Source organism: Dyella ginsengisoli LA-4 (assembly GCF_000334915.1).
GTDB classification, from domain to species: Bacteria; Pseudomonadota; Gammaproteobacteria; order Xanthomonadales; family Rhodanobacteraceae; genus Dyella_A; species Dyella_A ginsengisoli_A.
Map to the genome: position 1 here is coordinate 99,550 of NZ_AMSF01000015.1, position 14,130 is coordinate 113,679.

General features: G+C 66.9%; 12 protein-coding genes and 1 pseudogene. 5 read left to right on the plus strand and 8 right to left on the minus strand.

Annotated elements, in window-relative coordinates; genetic code table 11:
* Window positions 1–15: 15 nt before the first annotated feature.
* The 5 genes and pseudogenes from lapB to cmk all read right to left on the minus strand — a co-directional run bounded on the left by lapB (window position 16) and on the right by cmk (window position 4,455).
* The gene (lapB, locus tag C693_RS0103160; protein ID WP_026107143.1) at window positions 16–1,185 is read right to left on the minus strand and encodes a lipopolysaccharide assembly protein LapB; all 1,170 of its coding nucleotides are present in this window, start codon (window positions 1,183–1,185) and stop codon (window positions 16–18) included.
* Entirely contained in the window at window positions 1,182–1,436 is a 255-nt protein-coding gene (locus tag C693_RS0103165) for a hypothetical protein (RefSeq protein ID WP_017460804.1), read from the minus strand. The genes lapB and C693_RS0103165 overlap by 4 nt, the downstream gene beginning before the upstream one ends.
* A gap of 123 nt (window positions 1,437–1,559) precedes the next feature.
* Window positions 1,560–1,874 (minus strand): annotated as a pseudogene (locus C693_RS0103170) (integration host factor subunit beta); the annotation flags it as partial.
* 63 nt (window positions 1,875–1,937) lie between these two features.
* The gene (gene rpsA, locus C693_RS0103175; RefSeq protein WP_017460806.1) at window positions 1,938–3,611 is read right to left on the minus strand and encodes a 30S ribosomal protein S1; all 1,674 of its coding nucleotides are present in this window, start codon (window positions 3,609–3,611) and stop codon (window positions 1,938–1,940) included.
* Between the two features lie 163 nt (window positions 3,612–3,774).
* Window positions 3,775–4,455: a (d)CMP kinase gene (cmk, locus tag C693_RS0103180; RefSeq protein WP_017460807.1), complete on the minus strand. Its 681-nt coding sequence runs from the start codon at window positions 4,453–4,455 to the stop codon at window positions 3,775–3,777.
* Window positions 4,456–4,562: 107 nt separating this feature from the next.
* Between cmk and C693_RS0103185 the strand changes: the two genes are divergently transcribed.
* From C693_RS0103185 to ykgO, 4 genes are all read left to right on the plus strand, one after another.
* The gene (locus C693_RS0103185) at window positions 4,563–4,820 is read left to right on the plus strand and encodes an acyl-CoA-binding protein (RefSeq protein WP_017460808.1); all 258 of its coding nucleotides are present in this window, start codon (window positions 4,563–4,565) and stop codon (window positions 4,818–4,820) included.
* Between the two features lie 75 nt (window positions 4,821–4,895).
* Complete coding sequence (locus C693_RS0103190; RefSeq protein WP_017460809.1) at window positions 4,896–6,914, plus strand: NADPH-dependent 2,4-dienoyl-CoA reductase; 2,019 nt, start codon at window positions 4,896–4,898, stop codon at window positions 6,912–6,914.
* 250 nt (window positions 6,915–7,164) lie between these two features.
* On the plus strand, window positions 7,165–8,076 hold the full coding sequence (locus tag C693_RS0103195) for a LysR family transcriptional regulator (protein WP_017460810.1): 912 nt from the start codon (window positions 7,165–7,167) through the stop codon (window positions 8,074–8,076).
* 61 nt (window positions 8,077–8,137) lie between these two features.
* Complete coding sequence (ykgO, locus tag C693_RS0103200) at window positions 8,138–8,263, plus strand: type B 50S ribosomal protein L36 (protein WP_008215056.1); 126 nt, start codon at window positions 8,138–8,140, stop codon at window positions 8,261–8,263.
* Between the two features lie 123 nt (window positions 8,264–8,386).
* Here the strand turns inward: ykgO and greA are convergent, their stop codons facing one another.
* From greA to carA, 3 genes are read right to left on the minus strand one after another with little or no spacing between them, the layout of a single operon-like run.
* Window positions 8,387–8,863 carry a transcription elongation factor GreA gene (greA, locus tag C693_RS0103205; RefSeq protein WP_017460811.1) on the minus strand — a complete coding sequence of 159 codons (477 nt, stop codon included), beginning with the start codon at window positions 8,861–8,863 and terminating at the stop codon, window positions 8,387–8,389.
* Window positions 8,860–12,087: a carbamoyl-phosphate synthase large subunit gene (gene carB, locus C693_RS0103210; protein ID WP_017460812.1), complete on the minus strand. Its 3,228-nt coding sequence runs from the start codon at window positions 12,085–12,087 to the stop codon at window positions 8,860–8,862. Before carB ends, greA begins: the two co-directional genes overlap by 4 nt.
* 1 nt (window position 12,088) lies before the next feature.
* Window positions 12,089–13,216 (minus strand): glutamine-hydrolyzing carbamoyl-phosphate synthase small subunit, encoded by a 1,128-nt coding sequence (gene carA / locus C693_RS0103215; protein ID WP_017460813.1) that lies wholly within the window; start codon window positions 13,214–13,216, stop codon window positions 12,089–12,091.
* A gap of 212 nt (window positions 13,217–13,428) precedes the next feature.
* Between carA and C693_RS0103220 the strand changes: the two genes are divergently transcribed.
* The gene (locus C693_RS0103220) at window positions 13,429–14,124 is read left to right on the plus strand and encodes a 2OG-Fe(II) oxygenase (protein ID WP_017460814.1); all 696 of its coding nucleotides are present in this window, start codon (window positions 13,429–13,431) and stop codon (window positions 14,122–14,124) included.
* Window positions 14,125–14,130 lie beyond the last annotated feature (6 nt).

Here is a 14,130-nt window from a genome sequence, read left to right on the forward strand (position 1 = left end):
CAAGACCATTCCGCGCTACTCGTTGGCCACGCCATGGATGGGGCGGATCGTGCTCCAGCTCTTGCAGCTGGGGCACTGCCAATGGTGTGCCTTGGCACCGAAGCCGCAACGGCTGCAGCGGTACATCGCCTGACCTTCGAGCAATTTCCGGGTGAGATCGCGAAGAATCAGGAAATTGTCCCGCGCCTCGCCCTGGATCTTGTCCATCGTGGCATCGATCAGGGCCATCAGGCCGCGCACCGAGGGGCGCTGGCGCAGTTGTCCGGTGAGAAAGTCGACCGCCACCCGCTCGCCGTCGCGCTGTTGATACAGCCGGGTCAGTGCCAGCACCGGCGAGATGCCGTGATAGCGGGTCAGGATGTCCTGCAGGAACGTTTCGGCACGCGCCATCTGCTGCGTACAGGCATAGCTGTGCAGCAGCGGAGGCAGGATTTCGGGCACAAACGCCACGTCCGCCGCCACGGCCGCCTCGTAGGCGGTGATGGCATCGTCATGCTCGCCCTGTTCGGCGTGCAACCGCCCGGTGAGCATGAAGGCACGGACACAGTCCGGCTGGCATTCGAAAGCCTGCTTGAGGTAACCCGCCGCCTCGGCGCGGGCACCCGCCTGGCGCGAACGTTCGGCCAGCTCGCAGTAGAACTGCGCCACCATGGCCGACTCGTCTTCGCCGGTCATCGCCTCCAGCCGGCGGGCGTGTTCGATCGCCTTGTGCCAGTCGCGCTCGTGCTGGTAGATCGCAATCAGGTGACGCAGGGCCGATGGAGCATGCGCATCCATCGCCACCAGGTCGCAGAACAGGGTCTCGGCGCGATCCAGCAGACCCGCCCGCATGTAGTCCTCGCCCAGTTCGAGCAGGGCGACGGTTTTCATCGCATCGGACAGCCCCTGGCGCGAGACCAGATGCTGGTGCAACCGGATGGCGCGATCCACCTCGCCACGCCGACGAAACAGGTTGCCCAGCGCGAGGTGGGTCTCCACGGTATCGCGGTTGTACTCGGCCAGCTTGAGGAACACCTCGATGGCCTTGTCCTGTTCTTCGTTGAGCAGGTAGTTCAGACCGCGGAAGTAGTCCGAGGAAAGTTCGCTCACCCGGGCGCCGGAACGACGCACACCGGCGCGCCGCGAAGTCCACCATCCGCTCAGGAAAGCTACTGGCAGAAGCAACAACGCATACAGGGGATTCATGGAGCGCGGGACGCCTCGCCTGGTACCCGCGACGAGCGCTTCCCACGGGACGGCCGACGGAACCGGCCCAGCCATGCCGTCAACCCGCCAAGCAGCCAGCCGACCAGCAACGCCGCCAGCAGGGCCGCCCCTTTGGGCAGCGACAGGCTCGCAAAACCGAAGTCGTAGACGACCAGGTCGGCATTGAGCGCCCCGAGCATGACGCCAAGGGCAACGAAAGCGATCACGACGAGCAGGATGAGCAAGCGCATCCGATGACTTTACCCGATCGCCCCAAGCCGGCACAGATCAAGGGGCCCGAAAAACAAAAGGCAGGATCGACCTCGCGGTCGCCTGCCTTCATCTCTGGCCCGGATGGGCCAGCCCAACGGGTATCAGCCTTCGGCCGACTCGGCCGCCTGGTTCACCCGCTCGCGGAGCTCCTTGCCTGGCTTGAAGTGCGGCACGTGCTTGCCCGGAAGCGCCACCGCCTCGCCGGTCTTGGGGTTGCGCCCCATGCGCGGCGGACGATAGTGCAAGGCAAAACTGCCGAACCCCCGGACCTCGATGCGTTCGCCGTTGGCCAGTGCATGGCTCATCTGCTCGATGACGCTCTTCACGGCCAGCTCGACATCACCGAACGCAAGATGCTGCTGGCGCTTTGCCAGCGCCTCGATCAACTCGGATTTGGTCATGGGTCCCCAATGTCCGTGACGTGGTACTGCGGGGCGGCCAGAGGGCCGCCCCGCATCCTGCTAAGGCTCGTACAGGAGTTACTCGGCCTTGTTGAGCTGCTCCTGGAGCAGCGCGCCGAGCTTGGTGGTACCGCTGCTGGCCGAACCGTAGTCAGCCATCAGATCCTGCACATCGTCCTCGTCCTTGGCGCGGATCGACAGCGACAGCTGGCGACCCTTGCGGTCCATGCCGGTGAACTTGGCCTCGACCTTGTCGCCCACCTTCAGATGCTGGGTGGCGTCGTCGATGCGCTCCTTGGCGATGTCGTTGGCGCGGATGTAGCCCTCCACGCCATCGCCCAGATCGACCACCGCACCCTTGGCGTCGACTTCCTTCACCGTACCGGTGACGACCGTGCCGCGCGAGTGGTTGGCCATGAACTGACCGAACGGATCCTGCTCCATCTGCTTGATGCCGAGGGAGATGCGCTCGCGCTCCGGATCCACGGCCAGCACCACGGCCTCGATCTCGTCGCCCTTCTTGAAGTTGCGCACCAGATCCTCGCCCGACGCCTGCCAGGAGATGTCCGACAGGTGGACCAGGCCGTCGATGCCGCCGTCCAGGCCGATGAAGACGCCGAAATCGGTGATCGACTTGATCTGACCGGAGACCTTGTCGCCCTTCTTGTGCATGGCGGCGAAGGCTTCCCACGGGTTCGAGCGGGTCTGCTTGATGCCCAGCGAGATGCGGCGACGCTCTTCATCCACGTCCAGCACCATGACCTCGGTCTCGTCACCGACCTGCACCACCTTGGCCGGGTTGACGTTCTTGTTGGTCCAGTCCATCTCGGACACGTGCACCAGACCCTCGACGCCCGGCTCGATCTCGACGAAGCAGCCGTAATCGGTGACGTTGGAGACCTTGCCGAACAGGCGGCTGCCGACCGGGTAGCGGCGCGAGATGGCCACCCACGGATCGTCGCCCAGCTGCTTCAGGCCCAGCGAGACGCGGTTGCGCTCGCGGTCGTACTTCAGCACGCGCACTTCCAGCTCGTCGCCGACGTTGACGACTTCGGACGGGTGACGCACGCGCTTCCACGCCATGTCGGTGATGTGCAGCAGGCCATCGATGCCGCCCAGGTCCACGAACGCGCCGTAGTCGGTGAGGTTCTTGACCGTACCCTTCACCACCGCGCCTTCGGTCAGGCGCTCCAGCAGCTTCTCGCGCTCCTCGGAGAACTCGGTCTCGACGACGGCGCGGCGGCTGACGACCACGTTGTTGCGCTTGCGGTCCAGCTTGATGATCTTGAACTCGAGTTCCTTGCCCTCGAGGTACACCGGGTCGCGGACCGGGCGCACGTCGACCAGGGAGCCCGGCAGGAACGCGCGGACATCCTTGATGTCGACGGTGAAGCCGCCCTTGACCTTGCCGGAGATCATGCCGGTGATGGTCTCTTCCTTGTCGAAGGCCGTCTCGAGGTCGTCCCACACCATCGAGCGCTTGGCCTTCTCGCGGGAGAGCTTGGTCTCGCCGAAGCCGTCTTCCAGGGCGTCCAGGGCAACCTTTACCTCGTCGCCCACCTGCACTTCCAACTCGCCCTTCTCGTCCTTGAACTGCTCGATCGGGACGATGCCTTCGCTCTTCAGGCCCGCGTTGATCACGACGACGTCGTTGCGGATCTCCACCACGATGCCCGTGACGATGGCGCCCGGCTTGAGCTTGGCGATGGCCTGCTGGCTCTGTTCAAACAGCTCGGCAAAACTTTCAGTCATGTTGATTCCAGAAATGAGAAAAGGCCGTAGTTCCTGCGCGCCGTCGGATGTAAAGCGCAGAAACGGATCGGCCCACCGGTTGTGGGTGATCGGGGTCGCCCCTCTTCACCGTTGACCAAAACCCCATGCCGCGGCAGGGGCGCTTGTTGCCGGCCTGCGGCCCTCAGGACCGCACGACGGCGAATACTTTCGCGACGACCTCGTCGATGGGCATGCCGGTGGTGTCCACCAGAACCGCATCGTCGGCAGGCTTGAGCGGAGCGACGGCCCGGGAAGCGTCGCGGGCGTCACGCGCCTCAATCTCGCGCTGAAGGCCGCTGAGTGTAACGCTCAGACCCTTTTCCTTCAACTGCTTATAGCGTCTTTTCGCCCGTTCGGCCGCACTGGCGGTGAGGAATACCTTGTGGGCGGCATCCGGGAAGATCACCGTCCCCATGTCGCGCCCATCGGCAACCAGCCCCGGGGCCTTGCGAAACCCCAGCTGGAGATCCACAAGTGCCTGACGCACCGAGGGAATCGAGGCGATGGCCGAGGCCGCGGCACCCGCCGTTTCCGTGCGCAGTTCGTCCGTGGCATCGTGCCCGTTCACCAGCACACGCGTATCCCCGCCGTCCGCCGACGGGAGGAAGCGGATTTTCGTGGATTGCGCGCAACGGGTGACCGCATCGACATCGGACAGGTCCAGTCCGGCCGCCCCGGCGGCATAGCCCACCGCCCGGTACAACGCTCCGGAATCGAGCAGGCGCCAGCCGAGGCGCTCGGCGACCAACCGGCTGACGGTACCCTTGCCCGATCCCGATGGCCCGTCGATGGCAAGCACAGGCACGACAACGGCACGGGACATGGGCGGTTTCCTCAGGCAAAGGCCGTCATCTTACCGCGTTGACCCCTCCCCGGGTGCGTGCTATCAAGCCGGCCACTGCCCGCTCCGGGCAAGGGGGCAAGCATCTCATGAGCGATCTCCGTCACGCCTTCGAGCGTGCGGCCGAGGACGTCAAACGGCTGGGCACGCGGCCGGACAACGACACCCTGCTGAAGCTCTACGCCCTGTTCAAGCAGGGCTCCGAAGGCGACGTCCACGGTGAGCCTCCCGGCTTTTTCGATTTCGTCGGCACCGCGAAGTACGAGGCCTGGGCCAAGCTGCGCGGCACCCCGAGCGACGAGGCCATGCAGCATTACATCGCCCTGGTCGAACGACTGCTGCCGTGAGCGCCACCGCGGCAAGCTTGCTTTTCCCACCGCGTTGCGGGCAGATTCATACGATCGTTTGATCGGAACCCCGCCATGTCCTACCCGCACCTGCTGGCCCCGCTCGACCTGGGTCACGTGACCCTGCCCAACCGGGTGCTGATGGGCTCGATGCACACGGGCCTGGAGGATCGTGCTGCCGACTTCGACAAGTTGGCCGCCTATTTCGCCGAACGCGCCAGGGGCGGCGTCGGCCTGATCGTGACCGGCGGCATCGCGCCGAGCATCGAGGGCTGGCTGAAGCCGTTCGGCGGGCGACTGTCGATGCCCTGGCATGTCGCGCGGCACCGCAAGGTGACCCGTGCCGTGCATGCCGAGGGCGGCCGCATCTGCATGCAGATCCTCCACGCCGGGCGGTACGGCTATCACCCACTCTCCGTCGCGCCGTCGAAGATCCGGTCGCCGATCACGCCATTCACGCCCCGCGCACTCTCGGCCCGCGGCGTCGAGCGCACCATCGGCGACTTCGTGCGCAGCGCGAAACTGGCCCGCGAGGCCGGCTACGACGGCGTGGAGGTGATGGGCTCGGAGGGCTATCTGATCAACCAGTTCCTGGTCGAGCGCACCAACCGCCGCCAGGACGCGTGGGGCGGCGACGCCCGGCGCCGGATGCGCTTCCCGGTCGAGATCGTCAGGCGCACCCGCGAGGCGGTCGGCAAGGATTTCATCATCATCTACCGCCTGTCGATGCTCGATCTGGTCGAGCAGGGCCAGAGCCGGGAGGAGATCGTTGCACTGGGCCAGGCGATCGAGGCCGCCGGCGCCAGCATCATCAATACCGGCATTGGCTGGCACGAGGCCCGCATCCCCACCATCGTCACTTCGGTGCCGCGTGGCGCCTTCACCTGGGTGACCCGACGGATGAAGCAGGAAGTGGGCATCCCGCTGGTCACCACCAACCGCATCAACATGCCCGAGGTCGCGGAGCGGATCCTCGCCGACGGCGACGCCGACATGGTCTCGATGGCGCGACCGTTGCTGGCCGACCCGGACTGGGTGCGCAAGGCGATGGACGACCGTGCCTCGCGCATCAACACCTGTATCGCCTGCAACCAGGCCTGCCTGGACCACGTGTTCCAGAACCGCCGCGCCAGCTGCCTGGTGAACCCGCGCGCCTGTCACGAGACCGAGCTCACCATCACACCGGCGGCGAAGCGCAAGCGCATCGCCGTCGTCGGCGCGGGACCGGCGGGCATGGCTTGCGCGAGCGTGGCCGCCGAACGCGGCCACGCCGTCACCCTGTTCGACCAGGCCGACCGCATCGGCGGCCAGTTCAATTACGCCAAGCGCATCCCGGGCAAGGAGGAGTTTCACGAGACCCTGCGCTATTTCAGCCACCGCCTTGCCGACGCGGGAGTGACGCTGCGGCTGGACACGCGCGCCGACGCCGCCATGCTGTCCGCCGGATCCTTCGACGAAGTGGTGCTGGCGACCGGCATCACGCCGCGCCGGATTGCCTTCCCGGGCAGCGAGGACCCGCGCGTGCTGAGCTATCTCGACGTACTCGCGCACGATCGCCCGGTGGGTCACAAGGTCGCGATCATCGGCGCCGGCGGCATCGGGTTCGACGTCGCGGAATTCCTCGTCGAGAACCCGCCCGCGCCGAGCACGGACATCCGGCGCTGGAGCCACGAATGGGGCGTCGACATGGCGCTGGCCGCCCGCGGCGGCCTGGATGCACCGGCGCCCGAGCCGCCCGCACGCCAGGTCTGGCTGTTGCAGCGTAGCGAAGGCCGTCCCGGCGCGCGGCTGAACAAGACCACCGGCTGGGTTCATCGCGCCACGCTCAAGTCCAAGCAGGTGCAGATGCTCGGCGGCGTCACCTACGAGCGCCTCGACGATCAGGGTCTGCACATCAGCGTGGCAGGCCAGCCGACCGTGCTCCCGGTCGACCATGTGGTGGTCTGTGCCGGCCAGGAGCCCTTCCGGCCGCTGGTCGATTCGCTTGCAGCCTCAGGAGTGACCACCCATGTCATCGGCGGTGCCGACGTGGCGGCGGAGCTCGACGCCAAGCGCGCCATCGATCAGGGCACGCGCCTGGCTGCATCGCTCTGAAGAAGGGTGCCGGAGGACGTTGTTTCCCGCGGAGAAAGCTCCGCGGGAAACAGAAAAAGAAACGCCCCGCGAAACGACGCATCGACGGGCGGCTCAGGGGGGATGCCGGCGGTCGAGGGGGAGAGCGTCGCTGCGGGGCGGGGCCGCGCCACCCGGGGGAGGGGAAAGGTGGCGGACAAGTGGAATTCTAGGCTCGCCCTAAAAACAGCGCCAATATATATTTCCCGCCAGACTAATCTGATTTCCCTATATGTTTGATTTCCGTCAGCTGCGTTACTTCGTGGCCGTCAGCGAGGAGCTGAGCTTCACTCGCGCGGCTCGACGACTGCACCTGTCGCAACCGCCGCTCTCCCAGCAGATACAGGCGCTGGAGCAGGATCTCGGCGTACGCCTGCTCGAACGCACGAAACGGTCGGTCTCGCTGACCGGCCCGGGGCGCATCTTCCTCGATCATGCCCGGCAGATCCTGGCCAAGGCGGACGATGCGCGCGCCCAGGTGGTGGCCGCCGCGGCCGGCCACAGTGGCCAGCTGCGGCTGGCCTATACGGTATCGGTATCATTCCATCCCGCCCTGCCCCGGATCCTGCTGCGCTATGGACAACTGGCGCCGAACGTGCGGGTGGAGCTCAGTGAGCTCTACACCGAACCGCAGTTCGAAGCGCTGATGGACGGCCGGATCGACGTCGGCTTCGTCCGCGACGAGCCCCGGCGGGCGATCGACGCCCGGTCGCTGCGCATGACCGTGCTGGACCGCGAACCGCTGCTGCTGGCCCTGCCGTCCGGCCACCCGTTGTCCGGCCGCAGCAGCCTGCGGCTGGACGAGGTGGCGCAGGAACCCTTCGTCGCGCAGCCGCGCGAGGTGGCCGTGACACTGTACGACCGCCTGCACCAGCTCGCGCAGAAGGCCGGATTCCAGCCCCGGATCCAGCGCCACGTGCAGCAGGTGAACGGCATGCTGGCAATGGTTGCCGCCGGCCTCGGCCTGGCGCTGGTACCTGCGACGATGCGCACGGTCCGGCTGGCCGGGCTGGCGTACGTCCCGGTCGAGGATCCCGACGCCTACATGCTCCTGGCCGTCGCCAGCCGGGCCAACGACACCTCGCCTGCCCTGGCCCAGTTCCTGGCCGTGGTCGCTGAAACGGCGACCGTCCGCAGCTTGTGATGACCTTGAAAGCACGCTACAATCGCGGACTTGAATTTTTCTTTGGTTCCAGGAGCTGGCCGTGAAGGTGCTTTCCTCTTTGAAGTCCGCCAAGCAGCGGCACCGTGACTGCAAGGTTGTGCGCCGTCGCGGCAAGGTGTTCGTGATCTGCAAGAGCAACCCGCGTTTCAAGGCCCGTCAGCGCTGATCCCCGCGCGACGAGCTACAAAAAAGGCCGCGAAAGCGGCCTTTTTTGTGCCCGGCTCCGGAACCGGACCGCTTGTCGAACCGCCGGTGCCCCGCCCGCAGGCGAGGCACCGGCGATCCTGGATCACTCGTAGCGCACGTCCACGATCTCGTAGTGCTTGACGCCGTTCGGCGCGGTGAACTCGAAGCTGTCCCCCGCACTCTTGCCGATCAGGGCGCGCGCAATCGGGGACGACACCGCGATCAGCCGCTTCTTGATGTCGGCCTCCAGGTCGCCCACGATCTGGTACGTCACCGCCTCGCCGCTGTCCTCGTCCTCCAGGTCGACGGTGGCGCCGAACACGACCCGGTTGCCAGCCCCGAGCCGGGTGATGTCGATCACCTCGGCCGTGGACAGCGCCGCTTCCAGCTCGGCGATGCGGCCCTCGATGAAGCTCTGCTGCTCGCGGGCGGCGTGGTACTCGGCGTTTTCCTTGAGGTCGCCGTGGGCGCGGGCTTCCGCGATCGCAGCGATCACCTTGGGACGGTCCACGGATTTCAGGCGATCCAGTTCGCCACGCAGGCGCTCGGCGCCCGCCCTGGTCATCGGTGCGCGACTCATGCGCTCAACTCCCTGTGCAGTTCCTGCAGGCTGTGCACCTCGCCCGCGCCGTGGAAATCCAGCGAGTGGATCAAGGCCCGGGCACCGGCGACGGTGGTGGAATAGGTGACGCGGTGCTGCAGCGCCTCGCGCCGGATCGAGAACGAGTCGGCGATCGCCTGCTTGCCCTCGGTGGTGTTGACGATATAGACGATCTCGCCGTTCTTGATCAGGTCGACAATATGCGGCCGGCCCTCGAGCACCTTGTTGACGCGCTCGCAGATCACGCCGTGCTCGGTCAGGAACGCCGCCGTGCCGGCCGTCGCAACGAGGCTGAAGCCGCGCTGGATCGCATCGCGGGCCACCGGCAGCAGGCGCTCCTTGTCGGCATCGCGCACCGACACGAACACCTTGCCCTTGGGCGGCGTCTTGATGCCGGCCGCATCGTGGCCGCGTGCGAAGGCGGCGCCGAAGCTGCGGCCCACGCCCATCACCTCGCCGGTGGAACGCATCTCCGGGCCGAGGATCGGATCGACGTTCTGGAACTTCAGGAACGGGAAGATCGCTTCCTTGACCGAGTAGTACGACGGGATCACCTCGCGGGTCGCGCCCTGCTCGGCCAGCGAACGGCCCGCCATGCAACGCGCGGCGATCTTGGCCAGCGGTACGCCGGTGGCCTTGGAGACGAACGGCACCGTGCGCGAGGCGCGGGGGTTCACTTCAAGCACGTAGACCGTGTCGCCCTGGATCGCGAACTGGGTATTCATCAGGCCGATGACCTTCAGTTCCCTGGCCATCTCCGCAACCTGGCGGCGCAGCTCGTTCTGCACCTCGCCCGACAGGGAGTACGGCGGCAGCGAGCAGGACGAGTCGCCCGAATGCACGCCGGCCTCCTCGATGTGCTCCATGATGCCGCCGATCAGCACCTCGCCGGTGGCGTCGGCGATGATGTCCACGTCCACCTCGACGGCATGGTCGAGGAAGCGGTCCAGCAGCACCGGCGAGTCGTTCGACACCTGCACCGCATCGCGGATGTAACGGGCGAGGTCGGCGTCGTCGTACACCACCTCCATCGCGCGGCCGCCGAGCACGTAGCTGGGACGCACCACCAACGGATAGCCGATCTCGCGCGCCAGCGCCAGCGCCTCGTCGGCGTTGCGCGCAGTGCGGTTCGGCGGCTGGCGCAGGCCCAGCTTGTGGATCATCTGCTGGAAGCGCTCGCGGTCCTCGGCCAGGTCGATCGAGTCCGGCGTGGTGCCGATCACCGGCACGCCGGCGGCCTCCAGCGCCCGGGCCAGCTTCAGCGGGGTCTGGCCGCCGTACTGCACGATCACGCCCTTCGGCTGCTCCAGGTCGACGATCTCCAGCACGTCCTCGAGCGTGAGCGGCTCGAAGTACAGGCGGTCGGAAGTGTCGTAGTCGGTGGAGACGGTTTCCGGGTTGCAGTTGACCATGATGGTCTCGAACCCGTCCTCGCGCAGCGCCAGCGCGGCGTGCACGCAGCAGTAGTCGAACTCGATGCCCTGGCCGATGCGGTTCGGGCCGCCACCGAGCACGATCACCTTCTGGCGGTCGCTCGGGTTGGCTTCGCACTCCTCCTCATAGGTGGAGTACATGTAGGCGGTGGTGGTGGCGAATTCGGCGGCGCAAGAATCCACCCGCTTGTACACCGGGCGGATGCCCAGCGTGCGGCGCAGGTGGCGCAGCGCCGCCTCGTCGGTACCGACCAGCTCGGCCAGCCGCGCATCGGAAAAGCCCAGCCGCTTGAGCTGGCGCAGGCGCGCCGCGTCCAGCGCGGTGACGCCCTGCTCGCGCACGGCGTTCTCGGCCAGCACGATGTCCTCGAACGCGGCGAGGAACCACGGATCGACGCGGCTGAGGCTGTGCACCTCTTCCAGCGACAGGCCGGCGCGGAACGCATCGGCCAGGTGGAACACGCGGTCGGGACGCGGCTCGCGCAGTTCGCGCTTGAGCTTGGCCAGGCCCTCGTCGCTGGACAGGTCCAGCCCGGTCGGGTTGAGGCCGGTCTTGCCGATCTCCAGACCGCGCAGCGCCTTCTGCAGCGATTCGTGGAAGCTGCGACCGATCGCCATCACCTCGCCCACCGACTTCATCTGGGTGGTCAGGCGGGCGTCGGCCTGCGGGAATTTCTCGAACGCGAAGCGCGGGATCTTGGTGACCACGTAGTCGATGGTCGGCTCGAACGAGGCCGGGGTCAGGCCGCCGGTGATGTCGTTCTTCAGTTCGTCCAGCGTGTAGCCGACCGCCAGCTTGGCGGCGATCTTGGCGATCGGGAAACCGGTGGCCTTGGACGCCAGCGCGGAGGAGCGCGACACGCGCGGATTCATCTCGATGACCACCACGCGGCCGGTCTCGGCATTGATGCCGAACTGCACGTTGGAGCCGCCGGTGTCCACGCCGATCTTGCGCAGCACCGCGAGCGAGGCGTCGCGCAGGCGCTGGTATTCCTTGTCGGTGAGGGTCTGCGCCGGCGCCACGGTGATCGAGTCGCCGGTGTGCACGCCCATCGGATCGAGGTTCTCGATCGAGCAGACGATGATGCAGTTGTCCGCCTTGTCGCGGACCACCTCCATCTCGAACTCCTTCCAGCCGAGCACGGACTCCTCGACCAGCACCTCGTGCACCGGCGAGAGGTCGAGGCCGCGCTTGACGATCTCCTCGAACTCCTCGACGTTGTAGGCCACGCCGCCGCCGGAACCGCCCAGCGTGAAGCTGGGGCGGATGATGGTCGGGAAGCCGACGCGGGTCTGGATGTCCACCGCCTGCTCGTAGCTGCGCGCGACCTCGGCCTTCGGGCAGTCCAGGCCGATCTCGGCCATCGCCTGCTTGAACAGCTCGCGGTCCTCGGCCATGCGGATGGCCTCGCGCGAGGCGCCGATCAGCTCGACGCCGTATTTCTCCAGCACGCCGTTGTCTGCCAGGTCGAGCGCGCAGTTCAGCGCGGTCTGGCCGCCCATCGTGGGCAGCACCGCGTCCGGACGCTCCTTGGCGATGATGTGCTCGACCGTCTGCCAGTTGATCGGCTCGATGTAGACCGCATCGGCCGTGTCCGGGTCGGTCATGATGGTGGCCGGATTGGAGTTCACCAGGATGACCCGGTAGCCCTCCTCCTTCAGCGCCTTGCAGGCCTGCGCGCCGGAGTAGTCGAACTCGCAGGCCTGGCCGATGACGATCGGGCCGGCGCCGATGATGAGGATGGACTGGATGTCGGTGCGCTTGGGCATGTCAGCGGGCCTCCTGCATCAGGGCGGCAAAGCGGTCGAAGAGGTAGCCGATGTCGTGCGGGCCGGGGCTGGCTTCCGGATGGCCCTGGAAGCAGAACGCCGGGCGATCGGTAAGCGCGAAACCCTGCAGCGAACCGTCGAACAGCGAGGTGTGGGTGACACGGGCGTTGGCCGGCAGCGTGTCCGGATCCACCGCGAAGCCGTGGTTCTGGCTGGTGATCAGCACGCGGCCGTCGTCGTGGTCCTTCACCGGGTGGTTCGCGCCGTGGTGGCCGAACTTCATCTTCAGCGTCTTCGCGCCGAGCGCCAGGCCCATGATCTGGTGGCCCAGGCAGATGCCGAACAGCGGCACCTTCGCGTCGAGCAGCTCGCGCGCCGCGGCGATGGCGTAATCGCAGGCCGCCGGGTCGCCGGGACCGTTGGAGAGGAACACGCCGTCCGGCTGCATCGCCAGCACTTCGGCGGCCGGCGTCTGCGCCGGCACCACGGTGATGTCGCAGCCCTGCTCGGCCAGCAGGCGCAGGATGTTGCGCTTCACGCCGAAGTCGTAGGCCACCACCTTGAAGCGCTTCTCGGGGTGGTTGAACGCGGTGCGGTCCAGATCGTAGGTGCCCTCGTTCCACTCGTAGTGGGCGGTGGTGCTCACCACCTTGGCCAGGTCCATGCCGTTCAGGCCGGGGAAGCCCTTGGCCGCAGCGATGGCCGCGTCGGCGTCGATCGACTCGCCGGCCACGATGCAGCCGCCCAGCGCGCCCTTGTCGCGCAGGATGCGCGTGAGGCGGCGGGTGTCGATGCCCGCGATCGCCACGATGCCGTGGCGCCGGAGGTAATCGGGCAGGCTCTCCTGGTTGCGCCAGTTACTGGGACGGCGCGGCACGTCGCGGACGATCAGCCCCGCGGCGTGCACGGCGGCGGACTCCTCGTCCTCGACGTTGCAGCCGGTGTTGCCGATATGGGGGTAGGTCAGGGTGACGAGCTGCCGGGCGTAGGAAGGATCGGTGAGGATCTCCTGGTAACCGGTCATGGCGGTGTTGAACACCACCTCGCCGACGGTCTGGCCGGTGGCGCCCACGGCGTGGCCGTGGAACACGCTGCCGTCTTCGAGGGCAAGCAGAGCAGGAATAAGCATGGGGAGGCCGCCTTTAGGTGCAGCAAAGCCCGCAAGCCGCGATGAAGCTGGCTTGTGGACCTTAGGTCGTGGATGGACTGGGCGGAACGAAATGATAGGCCGCGACAGCTTTCCTGTCCACGACTTCAGGTGAACGGAAGGCCAAACCGGGCCGGTACCGACGCCTCGCGGAGCGCTACACTTGCGCGTCCGCCCGTGGAAGCCGCTATTCGATGAATGCCGTCGTACTGCTCGATCCCGCCCGCCTCGACCGTCCTGATACGGAGGTGAAGCTCGAGCCGTTCCCGTTCATGATCGCCCACGGCCAACTTCCCGACGAAGCCCGGAGCGACCTCGACCGCGACTTCCCGAAGTACGCCAGCGCGGGATTCTTCCCGTACGACCCGGCCGACTGCGGGCCGACGATCAACACCCTGGTCGAACACCTGACCACGCCCTCGTTCGCCAGCGCGGTGGGTCGGCGGCTGGGTATCGAGAACCTGGGCGACTATCCGACGCTGGTCACGATCTGCCGCTCGCTCAACAAGCGCCACGGCACCATCCACACCGACAGCCGCTCCAAGATCGCCACCGCCCTGCTCTACCTCAACCCGAAGTGGCCGGACACCAGCGACGGCTGCCTGCGCTTCCTGCATCACATCGACAACATCGACGACGTGATCGTGCCGGAACTGAAGCCGCTGTATGGAGAATTCGCCGTGTTCAAGCGCTGCGACAACTCCTTCCATGGGCATCTGCCCTTCGAGGGGGAGCGCCGCGTCATCCAGATCGCGTGGCTTACCAGCGAAGAGGAAAAGCTGCGCAAGACCAAGCGCGGCAAGTTCTCACGGTCGTTCAAGAAGATTTTCGGCCGGCTGGACACGCGCTTTGGCGCGGGGCGCGCCCGCGACGCCGCGCACCGCGACTGAACCCGG

Coding starts and splice junctions, on each gene's coding strand:
- rpsA (WP_017460806.1), bottom strand. CDS start 3,611: ATGACTGAAAGTTTTGCCGAGCTGTTTGAACAGAGCCAGCAGGCCATC.
- cmk (WP_017460807.1), bottom strand. CDS start 4,455: ATGTCCCGTGCCGTTGTCGTGCCTGTGCTTGCCATCGACGGGCCATCG.
- lapB (WP_026107143.1), bottom strand. CDS start 1,185: ATGAATCCCCTGTATGCGTTGTTGCTTCTGCCAGTAGCTTTCCTGAGC.
- C693_RS0103220 (WP_017460814.1), top strand. CDS start 13,429: ATGAATGCCGTCGTACTGCTCGATCCCGCCCGCCTCGACCGTCCTGAT.
- C693_RS0103190 (WP_017460809.1), top strand. CDS start 4,896: ATGTCCTACCCGCACCTGCTGGCCCCGCTCGACCTGGGTCACGTGACC.
- carA (WP_017460813.1), bottom strand. CDS start 13,216: ATGCTTATTCCTGCTCTGCTTGCCCTCGAAGACGGCAGCGTGTTCCAC.
- C693_RS0103185 (WP_017460808.1), top strand. CDS start 4,563: ATGAGCGATCTCCGTCACGCCTTCGAGCGTGCGGCCGAGGACGTCAAA.
- C693_RS0103165 (WP_017460804.1), bottom strand. CDS start 1,436: ATGCGCTTGCTCATCCTGCTCGTCGTGATCGCTTTCGTTGCCCTTGGC.
- greA (WP_017460811.1), bottom strand. CDS start 8,863: ATGAGTCGCGCACCGATGACCAGGGCGGGCGCCGAGCGCCTGCGTGGC.
- C693_RS0103195 (WP_017460810.1), top strand. CDS start 7,165: ATGTTTGATTTCCGTCAGCTGCGTTACTTCGTGGCCGTCAGCGAGGAG.
- carB (WP_017460812.1), bottom strand. CDS start 12,087: ATGCCCAAGCGCACCGACATCCAGTCCATCCTCATCATCGGCGCCGGC.